This is a genomic window from Nocardia sp. NPDC056000, assembly GCF_042269265.1.
GTDB lineage: Bacteria > Actinomycetota > Actinomycetes > Mycobacteriales > Mycobacteriaceae > Nocardia.
In genome coordinates, this window is sequence record NZ_JBHJXS010000002.1 from 531,460 (window position 1) to 547,181 (window position 15,722).

The window sequence follows — 15,722 nt, forward strand, 5'->3', positions numbered from 1 at the left end:
CGGACAATGGAACGGCGGACAATGGCGCGGCGGGAACCGGCATGAGGGGCGGTGCGGAGGATCCGATCGTCATCACCGGGATGGCGATCGAAGCGCCCGGCGGTATCGAGACGCTGGCCCAGTACTGGGAAGCGCTGGCCGAATCGCGCGATCTGATCGGACCCTTCCCGCGTGATCGCGGCTGGCCGCTGGAGAAGCTGTTCGCGCTCGCCGAGACCGAAGGCTGGGGCGAAGTCCGCGACGCGGGCGGATTCCTCGATACCGCAGCTGATTTCGATCCCATGTTCTTCGGCATCACCCCGCGCGAAGCGGTCGCCATGGACCCGCAACAGCGGGTGGCGCTGCGGGTGGCATGGCGCGCGCTGGAGAACGCGGGCATCAACCCCACCGCACTCGGCGACGGCGACGACATCGGTTGCTACATGGGCGCTTCCAACACCGAATACGGCCCGCACGGCGCGGAAGTCAACGACTTCACCGGATATCGCGCGGGCGGAGCCGCCATGGGCGCGGTCGCCGGGCGCATCTCCAATGTGCTGGGCCTGGGCGGACCTTCCGTGGTCGTGGATGTGGCCTGCGCATCATCGCTTGCCGCAGTTCACCTGGCCGCCAATGCGATTCGCAATGGCGAATGCGAATGGGCGCTCGCGGGCGCGGCCTGCATCATGGGCTCACCCGGCGCGTTCTTCGAATTCTCCAAGAACAACGCGCTCGCCGCCGACGGCCAGTGCAAGCCGTACTCCGACAACGCCCTCGGCACGCTCTGGGGCGAAGGCGTCGGAGTCGTTGTGCTGGAACGTGAATCGCGGGCACGCGAACTCGGGCACCGCGTCTACGGCCGCCTGCTCGGCTCGCGCATCAACCACAACGGTAAGGGCGCGCCCATCGCGGTGCCCAGCTCCGCCGCACAGGAACGCCTGGTCCGCGCGACCGTGACCGCCGCCGGAATCGATCCGAACCTGATCGACATGATCGAGGGCCACGGCACCGGCACCGCCGTCGGCGATCCGCTGGAATTGACCGCGCTGCAACAGGTTTACGGCACACCCCGGGCCGATGGCAGCAGCCCGCTGCTCGGCTCGGTGAAATCCAATCTCGGCCACGCGCAAGCCGCCGCGGGGCTGCTCGGCCTGATCAAGGTGCTGCTCAGCGGCCTGCACGGGCAGATCGCCCCCACCCGGCACGCCGACAGCCCCAACTCCCGCTTCGACTGGGAGGCCGGAAACCTGCGCCTGGCAGCCAAACTCACCGACTGGGAACCGCGCGACGGCGTTCGCTACGGCGCGGTGTCGTCGTTCGGCGTCAGCGGCACCAACGCACACGCCGTGCTCGCCATGCCCGTCCTGGAAGAGGAAACCCATGCCTGACTACCGCCTTCCGGACGGCAGCACCCCGATCCTGCTGTCCGCCGAAACCGCCGACGCGCTCGGACGTGAGGCCGCCGCCCTGGTCGCCTACCTGGAGGAGCGGCCGTCGGTCACCCCGGATGCGGTGGCGGACATGCTCTTCCGCACCCGCGCGGCCCGGCGATACCGGGCGCTCATCGCCGTCACCGACCGCGACCGGCTGATCGAGGCGCTGCACGCGATCGTCGCCGGGAAGCCGCATCCGGCCGTGACGGCCGGTAACCGCGCCGCGAGCGCACGCCGCATCGCCTACGTCTTCCCCGGCCAGGGCTCTCAACGGCCCGGTATGGGCGTGCTCTACTACGCGCATTCACCGATCTTCCGCGCCACCGTCGACGAATGCGACGCGATCTTCCAAGCGCAGCACGGTATTTCGCCGCTGACCTACCTGCTCGACGAGTCCGGTGCCGACTACGGCGTCGAAATGGTTCAGCCCGCACTGTTCATGCAGATGCTGGGCCTGGCCGCCATCTGGCGCGCCGCCGGGGTGGAACCGCATGTCACCGTCGGGCACTCACAGGGTGAGATCGCCGCCGCCGTGGTCTCGGGCATCATCTCGCTCGCCGACGGCGTCCGCGTGGTCACGCTGCGCGCCAACCTGGTCGGCTCACTCGAACGCGAACACGAGTGGAACGGCCAGTGGGCCATGGCCGTGGTCGGGGTCAATCGCGATGAATGCGAGGCGCTGCTGGCCCGCAATTCCGGCTGGGCCGAACTCGCGGTGGTCAATTCCGCGAACGTGCTCGCCATCTCCGGTGAGCGTCCCGCCGTCTCGGAGCTGGTGGCGACCCTCACCGCACAGGGCAAGTTCGCCAAGGAGATCCGCGTCGAATACCCGGCGCACACCTCCTTCGTCAGCAAGTTCCGCGAGGATCTCGAGAGCACCCTGCGCGACACCCTGGACTCCCCGGTCTTCGCGCCCACCGAGATCCCGTGCCTCGGCGCGACCCTCGGCGAAGCCATCACCCCCGATCTGACCGCCGCCGAATACTGGTACTGGAACCTGCGCAACCGCGTCCGCTTCGACCTCGCCATCGCCGAGGCCGCCGCCCGCGATATCGACATCTTCCTGGAGATCGCCGACCACCCCGCCCTCATGCTCGCCATGCAGGACACCCTCTCCGGCGCGAGCAAGGACCGCGACTTCCGCACCATCGGCACCTCCCGCCGCACCGCCGTAGACCTCGCCGAATTCACCAGGAACCTGGCCCAGGTCGCGGTCCTGGACACGGCCTTCGCCTGGGACACCCTGCGCGACACCACATCCGACGTGCGCCGCCTCCCGCTCTTGGACTTCCCCAACACCCAGACCACCCCGAAACAGCTCTGGGCTCCCTTCAACTACCGCCCCGAAGCGCCGCAGGGCGGCACCGCATCGACATCGGCGGACGCACGCGGTAGCGAAAATGCCTCCGGTGCACTGAGCTCCGGAGCTCTCGCCACCAGTGACACCGAATCCACTGCCGCACAAGCGAGTTCCATCGCAGAAGGTACCGTCGCCCCGCAGCGCCTCGCCGAGCGCTGGGTCCGCCTGGACCGCCGCAAGCTGGTCCCGCCCCGCACCCTGACCGTGATCGACCACACCGGCCGCGCCGCCGACCTCGCCGCCGCCATCGAGCAGGCAGCCCCCCGCCACGGCGCGAAAGTGGTTGCCGGCAAGCGGGGTATGGCAGACGGGACAGCTGCGTCGGCTGCGGGAACCGGCGTTGCGCCCGCTGCATCGAACGGCGCGGCCGGAACCACCGCCTCCGCGACCGCTGCGAGCACGGGTGGGGGAGCGGGTGCCGTGAGTGCTGCACCAGCCACGTCCGGTACGACCGGCGCGGGTGTCGTCGCCTATGACACGGTCGTCCTGCTGCTGCCGCCGTCGGCGGCTGCCGATATCGCCGCGGCGGTGCGGGAATCCGCTGACTTCGTGGGGGATCGGAGCTGGCTGCCCGACCTCACCGGGGTTCGGGACGTCTGGTTGGTGACCTCCGGTGGTGAGCAGGTGCTCGAGGGTGAGACGCCCGCGATCGCGCATGCCGCCGCGCAGGCCGGATTCCGGTGCCTGGCGGCGGAGCATCCGGGTGTCGGCTTCCGGCATCTGGATCTGGCTGCCGGACAGGAGATTCCGGAGGCGGCCAAGGCCGTGCTCGGCGCGATCCACACCTCCGGTGAGCCGGAACTGGCCGCGCGTGCCGGAGCCTGGTACGGCAAGCGGCTGGTCGTGGACGATGCTCCCGGTGACTGCACGCTCACCCCGGCGGACCTCGCCGAGGTCGTGATCATCGGCGGCACCGGCAAACTCGGCCTCGACTGCGCCGCGGACTTCGCGCGCGCCGGGGCCCGCCGCATCACGCTCATCGGCCGTTCGGGCGGTTCCGCCGAAACCGCCAAGCGGGTGGCGGAATTGAGCGCGCACGGCACGGTCATCAAGATCCGCACCTGTGATGTGACCGATGACGAGGCCGTGCGCTCGCTCGGCGACGATTTCGTGGTCACACCGGTCACGCTGCTGGTGCACGCGGCCGTCGACTACAACGCCGCCGCTGCCGAGGTGAGCCCCGAAACCGTGCTCGCCGCAGCGGAATCCAAGGTCGTCGCGCTGGACCGGCTGATTCGCGACCTTCCGCTCGCCCCGGACGCCCGCGTCGTGCTGTGCTCCTCGCTCTCGGCCACCATCGGCGGCCGCGGCCACGCCGTCTACGCCGCCGTGAACCGCATGCTGGACGCCGCCGCCACCGGCTACCGCCGCGACGGCATCGGCGTCACCTCCGTGCAGTGGGGACTGTGGCGGGCCGTCGGAGCCGACAATGCCGATGCTGTTGCCCGCATCAGCGGTACCGGCCTGCTGCCCATGGATCCGGCCACGGCCATCGCCGCCGGATTCGCCGCTGCGGGCAACAGCATCGTGGTAGCGGCCGAATGGTCCAAGCTCCGTGCGATTTTCGCGCTCTTCGGCCAGGAGCCGCTGTTCGCGGAGATCCCGGACGAGCCCGCCCCGGTCGTGCGGTCGTCCGTCGCCCCGGCGGCAGCCGCAACCCCGGTCGCAGCCGCCCCGGTGGAGATCACCACCGCACCGGCCGCCCCGATCGTCCAGGACATCGCCGGACAGGTCCGCGATGCCCTGCGCTTCGTGATGGGCATGGACAACACCGAACCCATCGACGGCTCCATGCCGCTGGTGGCGCTCGGCCTGGATTCCCTTCAGGCCCTGGACCTGCGCAAGCGCATCGAAGCCGAACTTCAGCGCGATCTGCCGGTCACCGCCATCCTCGGCGGTGCGTCACTGGACGAAGTGGTGTCACTGCTCGACTAGTCAGCACGTCCGAAATAGCAACGCAGCAGGGGGAATAGCGTCATGACCAGGATGGAGAATACGGTGCCGGAACCCGAGGACGCGATCATCGTCGAGTCCGTGGAGAAGTCCTTCGGCGAGGTGAAAGCGTTGCGCGGCATCAGCTTCACCGCGCCCGCGGGCAGTGTGCTGGGGGTGCTCGGCCCCAATGGCGCGGGCAAGACGACCACGGTGTCGGTGCTCTCCACCCTGGTGCGCCCGGACGCCGGACGGGCGGTGGTCGCCGGTTACGACGTGGTGCGCCAGCCCACCGAGGTGCGCTCCTCGATCATGCTCACCGGCCAGTACGCCGCACTCGACGAAATGCTCACCGGCCGTGAGAATCTGGTGCTCTTCGCGCGCCTGCTCGGCCTCCGCCGCAAACAGGCCCGGGCGCGCGCGGAGGAACTGCTGGAACAGTTCTCGCTCACCGAGGCGGGGGATCGGCGGGTCGGCCAGTACTCCGGCGGTATGCGCCGCCGCATCGATATCGCCTGCGGTCTGGTACGCCCGCCACGCGTGGTCTTCCTGGACGAGCCCACCACCGGCCTGGACCCGGTGAGCCGCCAGAGCCTGTGGGCGCTGGTGCGCGAACTCAAGGCGCAGGGCGTCACGGTGCTGCTCACCACGCAGTATCTGGAAGAGGCGGATGCGCTGAGCGACAACATCATTGTCGTGGACAAGGGCACCGTCATCGCCGAGGGCACCGCCGATCAGCTCAAGGCCCGCTCGGGCTCGAGCTACTGCGAGGTCGTCCCGGTCGACGCCGCCGATGTGCCACGCCTGGTCACCGCCCTGTCCGGGCTGGGCGAGGTCACGGTGGCCGACTCCGCCGACCGGGTCTCACTGCCCGCACCCGACGGCGCTGCCACCCTCACCGAGGCGCTGGCCCGAATCACCGGCGGCGGCATCGAATTGATCGATATCGCGCTGCGCCGCCCCTCCCTCGACGAGGTCTTCATCGAACTCACCAAGCCGAGCGCGGCACAGGTGAGCGCATGAATCAGGTTCCCATCGTGCGGGTTCCGGCCGGATTGCAATGGTCGGCCTTGAGCGAGCGCGGTATTCGCGCCGCCCTCCGCGAAGGCGATGTAATGCTGGCGCTGTTCGCGCCGGTGGCCATCTACATCTGCTTCTACATCCCGCTGCGTAAATCCATGTCCGCCACCGGGATCGACTTCGCGCAGTACCTGCTGCCGCTGGTCGCGGTGTACGCCATGTTCTTCACCGCCATGTTCGCCGCCGACCGCGCCGGGCGCGAGGTCGCGGGCGGTATGGCCACGCGTTTGCGCTCCCTGCCGGTGCGCCCGTGGGTGCCGGTGGCCGCGCGCATGTCCGCGAACCTGTTGCGCGGCTGCGCCGCGCTGACCAGCGCGCTGGTGGTGGGCATCGCCTTCGGCTTCCGATTCCACGATCCGGCAACGGCTCTGGTGTTCATCGCGGTGACGCTGGCCTTCGGAGCCGCGGTCGTGATCGCGGCCGACGCGCTCGGCACCGCCACCCGCAATCCCGAACTCGGCGGCACCGTACTGTTCGTCCCCCAGTTGCTGCTGATCATGACCTCCACCGGATTCGTTCCGGCCGAAGGCTTCCCGGGCTGGATTCAGGGCTGGGCGCGCAATCAGCCGGTCTCGCAGGTGACTTCGGCCCTGCGCGGTCTGGCCGAGGGCCGCTATCCCTCGGAACTCGGCGTGGCCGCGCTGTGGATCGCGGGCCTGCTCATCGTGGGCGCTTTCCTCGCGACCCGTGCGGAAGGACGGCGCGCATGACAACCCCCGAACCCACTGTCGCACAGCCGAACCCGATCGGCTCGGGTTCGCTGCCCAGCCAACTGCTGATCGAGACCGGCCGCCTGCTGCGCCGCTGGTCCCGCCAGCAGGAGGTGATGACCAGCACCCTGGTGCTGCCCGTACTGCTGCTGCTCATGTTCGACCTGGTGCTGGACCGATCCCTGGGCCTGTCCTCGGACGCCGACCCCATCTACGGTTTCGTCCCCATGATCGCCATCGCCGGAGCCATGTACGGCGCGATGGGCACCGGCCTGTCCCTGTACGGCGAACGCCAGAGCGGCCTGCTGCGCCGCTTCTGGGTACTGCCGATCCACCGATCGGCAGGCATGCTCGGCCGCCTGCTCGCCGAATGCGTGCGCGCCGCCGTGGTCACCCTGGTGGTGGTGCTGATCGGCATGGCGCTGGGCCTGCGCTTCCAGCAGGGCTGGCCCGGATTCTTCGGCGCGCTGGCGGTCCCGGTGCTGGTCATCGCCGGATTCACCCCGGTGGTAATCCTGGTGGGCGTCAGCCGAATCGGCGATAAGGTCGTCCAGCTCGCCGCCATCGTCGTGCTCATCGGCATGTTCTTCAACTCCGGATTCGTCCCGCTGGACAACTACCCGGATCTGATTCAACCGATCGTCCGCGCCCAGCCCATGAGCTGCGCCATCGAAGCCATGCGCGGTTTCATCCTGGGCGGCCCGGTCGCCACCCCGATGCTCCAGACGGCGGCGTGGTCGCTGGGCCTGGCCGCCGTCTTCGGCGCCCTGGCCGTGCGCGGCTACCGCGCCGCCGCCGAAAGCTGAACCGCCGGTCGATGATTCGCTAGTGCGTGATGAGCCGCCAATCCTCGGGGAGATTGGCGGCCGTCACCTTCTCGCCCTCCACCGCCAGATCGATCACCGCACCGCCCAGCCGCAGATCGGTGAGCTCCACCCGCCCCCAGCGCGCGGGCAGATGCGGCAGCACGGTGAGCGTGCGCCGCGGAATATCCGGATCCAGCCCCAGGAACGACCGCACCAGCAGCAGCGGTGCGGCACTGGCCCACGCCTGCGGTGAACAGGACGTCGGATAGGGGACCGGTGCGGCGAACTTGGCGCGCGGGAAACCGCAGAACAATTCCGGCAGTCGCCCGCCGAAAGCCCCTGCGGCATCGAGCAATCCCTCGGCCAGTCGCGTCGCCAGCTCGATCGCTCCCGGGATATGCCGGTAGCGCAGCAGCCCGGCCACCCCGATCGCGGTGTCGTGCGGCCACACCGAACCATTGTGATAACTCATCGGATTGAACGCGCCCATCCTGGAAGACAGTGTGCGCAAACCGAATCCGGTATCCATATCCTCGGCCGCCAGCCGTTCGATCACCACCGCGGCATGCTCGTCCGAGATGATGCCCGACCACAGGCAATGCCCGATATTGCTGGTGAGCGCATCGAGCTTGCGCTTATTGCCGTCCAAAGCGACCGCGAACCAACCCTTTTCGGGCAGCCAGAACGCTTCGGCGAATTTGGTGCGCAACTCGGCCGCGCGATCCCGCAGATGCGCCGCTGTCATCGGGTCACCGAACTCGTCGGCCAGTTCCGCCCGCGCCAGCAGCGCCGCGTACACGTAGCCCTGCACCTCGCACAGCGCGATCGGCGGCTCCGCCAAATGCCCGATCGCGTCATTGACGCCGTCGAAACTGTCCTTCCAGCCCTGATTGATCAGACCGCGATCGGTGGCGCGCCGATACTCCACGAACCCGTCACCGTCGCGGTCCCCGTAGTCGGTGATCCACGCCAGCGCCGCGTCCGCCGCGGGCAGCAGCGCCCGCACCGATTCGGCATCCGCGCCCCAGCGCCGTGCCTGCGCCAGCAGCATGACGAAAAGCGGTGTGGCGTCGATGGTTCCGTAGTACGTCTCACCGCCCAGCACCGCACCGCTGGCCGGGCCGCGCCGCATCTCGTGCATGATGCGACCCGGCTCCTCCTCGGTCATCGGATCCACCCGTTGTCCCTGCATCTCGGCCAGCTGCTCCATGGTGCCGACCGCCAGGCCGACATCCAGCGGCAGCGCCATCCACGCGGTGAGCAGCGAGTCACGGCCGAACAGCGTCATGAACCAGGGTGCGCCGGCCGCCACGAAGGGACGGCCGCCACGGCTCTCGTCATGAATCTGCAAGGCGCCCAGATCACTTTCGGTGCGGGTCAGCACCAGCGCCAGCTGCGGATCCGCGGCGGTGATATTGGTGGCGGTATCGCGCCAGGCCGCGATCTTGCGGCTCGGCTCACTGAATTCGTAATGCTCACCCGGACCCAGCGACGACCGCACGGGCTGGCTGCCCATGGTGGGCTGGGCCAGCACCTCGGTCTGCCAGCTGCCCCCGGCGGGCACCACGGCCCGCCAGGACAGCGAACCCGGCAGTACCACCGGCGGTTCCGAGGACGAGACCGTCAGACCCCGGGACCGATCCGACCGGTCGTTTAGTAGCAGCTCCTGATCGGACACGATGATCTCGGCCCGCGCACTGGCCGTGCGGCCCTCCTTGACCGCGAACAGATCCACGAAATCCGCGTCGATCAGCAATTGCAGATCCACGGCCGTGGTCTCGCGGCCCATGTTCTCCACCGTGATGGTCTCGCGCAGCCCGTCCGCGACAAGGCGTTCGCGCACAATGAGAACCGTGCTGTCCGCGACCCCCGCGCGGGGCGGGCGGCGCAGGATGAACCGCGCGGTGAACGCCTCCGGCGTCAGCACCGACAGTGCCTCCGGCCGATTCCCGTCCACCCGCAACTCCCAGCGGGACAGCACCCGCGCGTCCCGGAAGAACAATCCATACGGCGTCCCCGGTTCGACATCGCCGACGCGATCCGACAGGCAGAACGTACTTCCCTCCACCAGCGTCACCGCCCCTCCGCTACTGCCCAGGGCCGACGGCTCACCGGCGTTCAACGCGACCGGAACCTCTTCGCTCACTCACACTCTCCCGTTCGATGATGTCGACGCCGAGTCCCGCCCCGACCGCGGCGCCGACACTCGCCGGACGCGGCGGTGCGGTCGCGGACTGGTGCACGGAATTCGCGGACCTGGCGTGCAGGGCCGCCGCGCGGCGCGGCCGATGCGCGCGCACCACCCGGCGATAGATCTCCTCATAACCGCGGCCGAGAGTGTCCGCGCCGAAATGCTCGACCACATGCGCGCGCATGGCGTGCGGATCGTAGGTCTGCACTTCCTTGATGGCCGTTGCCAATTCGGCCGGATCGTCGCAAATGCGACCGGTGACACCGTCCACGATCACCTCGGCCACGGCGCCGCCGCGCAACGCCACCACGGGCGTGCCGCACACCATCGCCTCGATCATCACCATGCCGAACGGTTCCTCCCACCGCACCGGGAACAGCAAAGCGCGTGCCCCGGCCAGCAATTCACGTTTGGCCACGGCATCGGCCATACCGAACATGTGATCGCGTTCGGTGAGCAATGGCCGTACCGCACTCTCGAAATACCGCAACTCGGGCGGTTCGGCGCACTTCCCGGCGAGCACCAGCGGAATATCCGCGGCATGCGCGGCCTCCAGCGCCAGATGCGGCGCCTTGTCCTCGGTGAACCGGCCCAGGAACAGAGCGTAGTCGTCCTTCTCCGCCCGGAAGGGCCAATCGTCGACACGGAGCGCATTGTGCACGCGGCCAACCCAATTCAGATCCGGGGCGAGCGAGCGCTGCCGATCGCTGATGGCCACCAGCTGCGCGTCCTCACCGAGTTCGCTGTAGTACAGGTACGGTTCGCCGTTCACGGGACCGTGCACGGTGATCACGGTCGGCATACCGAGCTCGCGGTACATCGGCATATTCAGCGGTCCCGCGAAGGTGTGGTCGTGGACCAGATCGAAACCCTCCAGCGCCGAGAGTCCCTCCAGCGCGCGCCGGACCTTCAAGGCGTGCAATATCTCCGGAAACGGATCGCCCAGCCGATCCGACTGAACCCGATCCCACAGCGAGACCATCCGCCCGGCGGTGCCGTTCACGCCCGCGCCCAGCAGCGTGACCTCGTGCCCCCGCTCCACCAGGGCGTCCACCAAATCCGCCACCACGGCCTCGACACCGCCGTACGCCTTCGGCGGGATGTCGAAGTACGGCGGCACCACCATCGCGATGCGAAGCCGATCACGGGTAAGGGATGCGAATTCGAATGTGGCGCTCATGACCACTCCTTCCGGAACACAACCGCCTTCGCCCGGTGCAGTGGGCGTCGGCATGGGCGGCCGACTCCGGTGGAAGATCGAAAGCGACTGTGCCGCAGTGAACTACCCGGCTCATCTGGACGCGACAGTGCGCGGATGAGCCCGGTGGGAAGTTCGACAGCACGCTCTAGGGTTTGAACGCCTGATGATCGTCGCGCCGGCCGGTGCCTGGCGGTTCGCTGACCGGATCACAGGCACCCCGGGCGCTTCCTCGCGCTCGGCGGCCATTTGGTGATTTCCACACTATCGCCGCAAATCACATATCAGGGACAGATCGGAATTGTTCCGGTGTTTATTGGCAGAAAGTTCAGGCCGCGTAGCCGACTTCGTCATCCGCCGTCGCGGTCGCGTGCTCGGCCACCGTGACGGTGATCGCCGTGTCAATCGTTTCGGCCACCTCGGCCGATTCGAACACCAGCCAGCCATCGGCGGTCCAGTGCCCGCGCGCACCGGTACGGGAAAGCGTGCCGCGCACGGCGAACGGGTCCGCGACGAAACCGCCGGCGGTGACCGCCAGCGCCGCACCACCCAGATACACCGCACCGGTCACACCCGGCGCGACCAGCTCCAGCGCCTCGTCCAGCACCAGTAGCCGCGCACCCGGAATCGGGCGCACCCGGCCCGAACCATCGAGCGGACCGCGCGCCGCGACACCCGCGTAAGCGGCCGCGCTATAGGCGAATCCGGCCACCGAACCCGGGGCGATGGACCGCAGCAGTCCGGAAAGCACCGCCGGACAGGCGGTTCCGGTGACATCCCAGCGTCGCACCGTCGGCAGTGCCGGGGCCGGGCGATCGGCCAGCCCGGACAGGATCTCGGCCGGGGCCACCACGTGGGTCGCCGCACAGGTCGAGATGAGTTCGGCCAGCGCGGTCGGATCGGTGCGCTGCGCCTCGGTGGCCAGCACCAGGGTCGCGCCGTCGGCCAGCGCCGCCAGCAATTCCACGGCTGCGTCCGCACAATCCCAGCGGGTCGCGAACAGACGCACATCGGCCGAACCGAAGGCCCGATCCACCCGGCACTCGCGATGATCGGCGACCACCGCGCGGCGATCGTCCGCCGCGGCGGCCAGCGCGTCCGGGGTCAGCGAGATGCCGGAGCCGAAGGTGACCGCGGAATCGTTCTCGGTGGCATCGGCGATATCGCACAGCACCCGGGCCAGACCGTCCAGACTGGGACCGGCGGTGCCGATGACGCCGCCGTCGAGCACGGTGAACAGCTCGGCATAGGTGAGGATGTGGCCGCCATGACGGACAGCGGTACGCAGAACCGGCACGCGACGCCCGCAGCCGATCAGCGATTCCACCGACGGCACGTCGTACAGTTCGACTCCGTTGGCCCACTCGTCCACGAGACGATGCCGCTCGACCGCGGAAAGACTCTCCGGCAACCAACGCTCCATCGCTCACACCCCCGAACAATTACTTATGCAACCCTAACCTAATCGATCGAGGACACAATAGGCAGCCCCATCGGGGATCGAACCTGCAACAGCTTGCGACGGAAGGGCGGAAATGGGGTCGATCCGCAGGTCACGCGTCCGAAAGCGGGCAGTCTTCGCCACCTTCGCAATGCTGTTCGCGCTCTTCGTCGCGGCGTGTGAGAAACATGACGAACCAACCGGTCCCGTCGAAACGCCCGCACCCCAGCCGGTCACCATCACCCACGCCTTCGGCGAAACCACCATTCCGGGCATCCCCAAACGCGTTGTGGCCCTGGGTAATCAGTGGCTGGACACCGCCCAGGCGCTCGGTATCACCCCGATCGCCTATATCGACGACCTCGCCGCCCCCGCCGGATCCACTCCGCCCTGGGAACCCGCCACCCTCACCGCGGCCCGATCGCTCGACACCAGCGCATCCCTGACCGACCAACTGACCCCGCTGCACCCCGACCTCATCCTGGCCGACCCCGTCATCGCCACCCGCGCCACCTACACCGATCTATCCACAATCGCCCCCACCCTCCCCGCACTCTCCGAGACGGACGACACCGCGTGGCCCGACCACCTGCGCGCCCTCGGCAAAGCCCTCCGCCAAGACGCTCCCGCCGAAACCCTCATCACCGACCTGACCACCCGAATCAACGCCATCCCCCAACAGCACCCCACCCTGAAGACCAAAACCTTCACCACCACCTGGCTCTCCGCCCCCACCCAATTCATGGCCTTCACCGCCCCCGAAGACCCAGCCAACACCCTCCTCACCCAACTGGGCCTGACCATCCCGCCACCCCTGATCACCCAGGGCCGCCCCACCGGCCGCCTCACCCTCGACCACCTCCCACCCCTGGACGCGGACCTCCTGATAGCGGCCTATTCCCCCGGAATGGACGAAACCTACCGAGCCCTACCGGGATTCACCGACCTCCCCGCCGTACGAAAGAACGCCACCCTCTTCCTCACCACCCAGGAACTAGCCGCCCTAACTCATCCCACCCCCCTGTCCCTCCCACACCTGCTGACCAAACTCGAACCCGCCCTCGCCAACGCCGCTCGGTAGCTGTCGTACCCGGCTGGGAAGATCGGGGCATGCGGGTGAGTGGTGAGGATGTGCGGGCGGTGGCGCTTTCGCTGGGGGAGGTGCGGGAGCTGTTCGAGTGGGATATGCCTACGTTTCGGGTGGCGAAGAAGTTGTTTCTGACGTTGCCGGAGGGGGAGACGTCGATGGCGGTGCGGTGTCCGATCGTCGAGCGGAACGAATTGGTGCTGGCGGAGCCGGAGAAGTTCTGGGTGGCGCCGCACGAGGCGAGTGGGGCCTGGGTGCGGGTGCGGTTGGCCGCGCTGGAGGATCGCGAGGAATTGGCGGCGATCGTGGAGGATTCGTGGCGGCAGGCCGCACCGCCGAAACTGGTGCAGGAGCGGGACGCCGCCGAACCCGTGTGAGTCCGGCGGCGGCAAGCGTCAGAAGGTGATGCGCTGATCCTCGGGGAGGAACAGTTTGTCGGTCGACTGGACGCCGAAGGCGGCGTAGAACTCCGGCAGGTTGCGCACCACCTGATTGCAGCGGAACTCGTCGGGGGAGTGGGTGTCGGTGAGGAGTTCGGCGGCGAGTTCCTTGGTCATCTTGATGCGCCAGCCACGGGCCCAGGACAGAAACAGCGTGTGATAGTCCGGATTGTCGTTGCCCGCACGCTTTTCGGCGATCCGATAGGCCGCCAGCGCGATCTGCAGACCGCGCAGATCGGCGAGATTCTCGCCCAGGGTCAGGCGGCCATCGACATGCTGATCCGGATTCAGGCCCTCGGGGACGAGCGGATCGAACTGTGCCACAAGCTTATCCGCGGTCGCGTCGAACGCGCGACGATCCTCCGCGGTCCACCAATCGTGCAGATTGCCGTCGCCGTCGTACTTGGAGCCCTGATCGTCGAAGCCGTGGCCGATCTCGTGGCCGATGGTCGCGCCGACCGCACCGAAATTCACCGCCAGCTGCGAGTCCTTGTCGAAGTACGGAGCCTGCAAATACGCTGCGGGAAAGACGATTTCGTTCAGCGGTGGTGAATAGTAGGCATTGACGGTCTGCGGGCTCATGTTCCACTCGGTCCTGTCGACCGGCGTCCCGAGCCGCGCCAGATCCCGCTTGGATTCGAAGGTCCCGATATTGCGCAGGGATTGAATGAGCTTGCCGCGCACGATCTCCAGCTTGGAGTAGTCCACCCAGTTGTCCGGATAGCCGAGCTTGACCCGCATCTTGTCCAGCTTGGCCAGAGCCGCATCCCGCGTCGGCTGGGTCATCCACTTATTGGTGCGGAAGTTCTCCCGGTAGGCGGACATGAGATCGTCCACCATCCGCTTGACCTCTTCCTTGGCCTCCGGCGGAAAGTACTGCGTCACATACAGTTTGCCGAGCTGCTCGGACAGCGACGAATTGACCATGTCCACGCCGTACTTCCAGCGTTCGGCGCGCTCCTTCTGCCCGCGCAGAATCGTGCCGAAGAAACGGAAGTACGCGTCGTTGAACGCCAACGGCAGATACCGCGAATACCCGCGAATCACACTGAGCTTCAAGTAATCCCGCCACACCGCGATATCGGTGTCGGCCCAGATCTGCCCCGCCGTGGTGATGAACGACGGCTGCCCCACCACCACCTCGGAGAACAAGTCCTTCGGCCGGTCGGTATTGCCCGCCAGCCAAGGCTCCCAATCGAATCCGCGCCCCAACTCGGTCAGCTGCTGCCAGCTCATCTTGTTGTAGGTGGCATTGGCATCGCGCCCGCGCACACTGTCCCAGTGCGCGGCCGCGATCCGCGTCTCCAGATCGAACATGCGCTGCGCCACCCCGGCCGGATCCGGGAAATTCGCCGCCTTGGCGATGTCCTCGAGATAGGTGCGATACCCCGCGCGAATCTCGGCGTACTGCGGCTTGCGGTACTGCTCCTCGTCGAGCCCGATCCCGGACTGCACCACGATCGGCACATAGCTGTCCGACTTCTTGCGATCCACGCTCACGCCGAGCCCGATCAGCCCGCCGATCGGCAACTCCGCCATGACCTTGGCCAGATCCGGTTTGGTAGCGGCCTTGTCGACCTTGTCGAACAGGTCCTGTAATGGCGAGAGCCCCAGCTTCTCGACCGTGTCCCAGTCCACGCGGGCGTCGTACAGATCGCGAATCTGCTGCGCCTCGGATCCGGGCTTCGGATCCTTGATGCCGTCGATGATGGCGCGCAACCGATCCTGCGTCCGCTCCCCGGCCTCACTGCCCGCGCCGAACGCGGTCTTGTCCGGCGGCAACTGATACTCGCGCAGCCATTTGCCATTGACGTACCGGTACAGATCGTCCTGCGGCCGGACTGCTTCATCCACACCCGCCAGATCCACCCCCGACAACTGCTTGGGCGCATCATCTTTCGCACACGACGCCACCACGGCAGCGGCCGGAACCAGCCCGAGTGCGATCAGAAATGCGCGGCGATCGAGGCGCACCGGACCCGACGAAGTCACGAAGAACCCTCCCGGTGCGGTACGCCGCACCCCTGCTAGTAGCCAATGGTGCGCCCGAGGCTACCGGGGTTCG

11 protein-coding genes are annotated in these 15,722 nt (G+C 67.9%); 7 read left to right on the forward strand and 4 right to left on the reverse strand.

Annotation, left to right across the window (positions count from 1 at the left end; translation table 11 throughout):
- The first annotated feature begins 41 nt into the window (after positions 1 to 41).
- From ACFC4D_RS07260 to ACFC4D_RS07280, 5 genes are all read left to right on the forward strand, one after another.
- Complete coding sequence (locus tag ACFC4D_RS07260; protein ID WP_376062259.1) at positions 42 to 1,367, forward strand: polyketide synthase; 1,326 nt, start codon at positions 42 to 44, stop codon at positions 1,365 to 1,367.
- Entirely contained in the window at positions 1,360 to 4,707 is a 3,348-nt protein-coding gene (locus tag ACFC4D_RS07265) for an SDR family NAD(P)-dependent oxidoreductase (protein WP_376062095.1), read from the forward strand. The genes ACFC4D_RS07260 and ACFC4D_RS07265 overlap by 8 nt, the downstream gene beginning before the upstream one ends.
- A 63-nt stretch (positions 4,708 to 4,770) precedes the next feature.
- The gene (locus tag ACFC4D_RS07270) at positions 4,771 to 5,727 is read left to right on the forward strand and encodes an ATP-binding cassette domain-containing protein (RefSeq protein WP_376062260.1); all 957 of its coding nucleotides are present in this window, start codon (positions 4,771 to 4,773) and stop codon (positions 5,725 to 5,727) included.
- Complete coding sequence (locus ACFC4D_RS07275; RefSeq protein ID WP_376062096.1) at positions 5,724 to 6,494, forward strand: ABC transporter permease; 771 nt, start codon at positions 5,724 to 5,726, stop codon at positions 6,492 to 6,494. Before ACFC4D_RS07270 ends, ACFC4D_RS07275 begins: the two co-directional genes overlap by 4 nt.
- Positions 6,491 to 7,300 (forward strand): ABC transporter permease, encoded by an 810-nt coding sequence (locus tag ACFC4D_RS07280; protein WP_376062097.1) that lies wholly within the window; start codon positions 6,491 to 6,493, stop codon positions 7,298 to 7,300. The genes ACFC4D_RS07275 and ACFC4D_RS07280 overlap by 4 nt, the downstream gene beginning before the upstream one ends.
- A gap of 19 nt (positions 7,301 to 7,319) precedes the next feature.
- On the opposite strand, the gene ACFC4D_RS07285 is transcribed toward ACFC4D_RS07280, so the two are convergent.
- The 3 genes from ACFC4D_RS07285 to ACFC4D_RS07295 form a co-directional block, all read right to left on the reverse strand.
- Entirely contained in the window at positions 7,320 to 9,446 is a 2,127-nt protein-coding gene (locus ACFC4D_RS07285) for a glycogen debranching N-terminal domain-containing protein (RefSeq protein WP_376062098.1), read from the reverse strand.
- On the reverse strand, positions 9,409 to 10,671 hold the full coding sequence (locus tag ACFC4D_RS07290; protein ID WP_375963000.1) for a glycosyltransferase family 4 protein: 1,263 nt from the start codon (positions 10,669 to 10,671) through the stop codon (positions 9,409 to 9,411). The genes ACFC4D_RS07285 and ACFC4D_RS07290 overlap by 38 nt, the downstream gene beginning before the upstream one ends.
- A 346-nt stretch (positions 10,672 to 11,017) precedes the next feature.
- On the reverse strand, positions 11,018 to 12,112 hold the full coding sequence (locus tag ACFC4D_RS07295) for an AMP-binding protein (RefSeq protein ID WP_376062099.1): 1,095 nt from the start codon (positions 12,110 to 12,112) through the stop codon (positions 11,018 to 11,020).
- Between the two features lie 112 nt (positions 12,113 to 12,224).
- Here ACFC4D_RS07295 and ACFC4D_RS07300 point away from each other — a divergent pair, with 112 nt between their 5' ends.
- Positions 12,225 to 13,211: an ABC transporter substrate-binding protein gene (locus tag ACFC4D_RS07300; protein WP_376062100.1), complete on the forward strand. Its 987-nt coding sequence runs from the start codon at positions 12,225 to 12,227 to the stop codon at positions 13,209 to 13,211.
- A gap of 29 nt (positions 13,212 to 13,240) precedes the next feature.
- Positions 13,241 to 13,594, forward strand: a complete 354-nt coding sequence (locus ACFC4D_RS07305; RefSeq protein ID WP_375963007.1) for an MmcQ/YjbR family DNA-binding protein — start codon at positions 13,241 to 13,243, stop codon at positions 13,592 to 13,594.
- A gap of 18 nt (positions 13,595 to 13,612) precedes the next feature.
- Here ACFC4D_RS07305 and ACFC4D_RS07310 read toward each other — a convergent pair whose 3' ends face one another.
- A complete protein-coding gene (locus ACFC4D_RS07310; protein ID WP_375963009.1) occupies positions 13,613 to 15,649 on the reverse strand; it encodes a M13 family metallopeptidase in 2,037 nt (678 codons plus the stop codon).
- Positions 15,650 to 15,722: the final 73 nt, after the last annotated feature.

Bases quoted from the DNA above. Each gene is read 5' to 3' on its own strand.
- ACFC4D_RS07260 (WP_376062259.1), top strand. From the start codon at position 42: ATGAGGGGCGGTGCGGAGGATCCGATCGTCATCACCGGGATGGCGATC.
- ACFC4D_RS07265 (WP_376062095.1), top strand. From the start codon at position 1,360: ATGCCTGACTACCGCCTTCCGGACGGCAGCACCCCGATCCTGCTGTCC.
- ACFC4D_RS07275 (WP_376062096.1), top strand. From the start codon at position 5,724: ATGAATCAGGTTCCCATCGTGCGGGTTCCGGCCGGATTGCAATGGTCG.
- ACFC4D_RS07280 (WP_376062097.1), top strand. From the start codon at position 6,491: ATGACAACCCCCGAACCCACTGTCGCACAGCCGAACCCGATCGGCTCG.
- ACFC4D_RS07290 (WP_375963000.1), bottom strand. From the start codon at position 10,671: ATGAGCGCCACATTCGAATTCGCATCCCTTACCCGTGATCGGCTTCGC.
- ACFC4D_RS07295 (WP_376062099.1), bottom strand. From the start codon at position 12,112: ATGGAGCGTTGGTTGCCGGAGAGTCTTTCCGCGGTCGAGCGGCATCGT.
- ACFC4D_RS07300 (WP_376062100.1), top strand. From the start codon at position 12,225: ATGGGGTCGATCCGCAGGTCACGCGTCCGAAAGCGGGCAGTCTTCGCC.
- ACFC4D_RS07305 (WP_375963007.1), top strand. From the start codon at position 13,241: ATGCGGGTGAGTGGTGAGGATGTGCGGGCGGTGGCGCTTTCGCTGGGG.